Source organism: Streptococcus sp. HMSC077D04 (genome assembly GCF_001808785.1).
Taxonomy (GTDB): domain Bacteria; phylum Bacillota; class Bacilli; order Lactobacillales; family Streptococcaceae; genus Streptococcus; species Streptococcus mitis_BX.
Window position 1 is genome coordinate 30525 of sequence record NZ_KV794458.1, and the last position, 443, is coordinate 30967.

General features: G+C 35.2%; 1 pseudogene. It reads right to left on the reverse strand.

Annotated features, from left to right (window positions below):
- Window positions 1-443, reverse strand: a pseudogene (locus HMPREF2701_RS11670) (CHAP domain-containing protein); the annotation flags it as partial.

Here is a 443-nt window from a genome sequence, read left to right on the forward strand (position 1 = left end):
TTTAGTTCCTTCATTTCCTCTTGATCGTCTTTCGAGAGTTTATACTTAGGAGTTTCATAGAGGTCTTGCATGGATTTCAAATCTTCCCCATCGTTTAAATCATGCCACAAAGTAGACAGATAATCCTTGTAAGTTTCTGAACTAAATAAGTGAACTGGTTTGTGTAACTCATAGTCATGGAATTTAAAGTTCATATACCCCATCACATCATCAACTTTTGTGTAATAAGTAATTCCTTTGTCATTTGTACGAGTATGTTCTGCATCTTCCCAAGTTAGGTGGGTATAAGCTTTTGTTAATTCAAATTCATCTTGTTGAATCAAACTAGCAGATGAAAATCCTAAAAAGAAGCTCATCATAAATAAGAGAAGAAAGACTAATCCTCCAACTATCCAGGTTACAGGATTTCCCGCCGCAAATGTAAAGAAGGAAAAGGCTGCTTT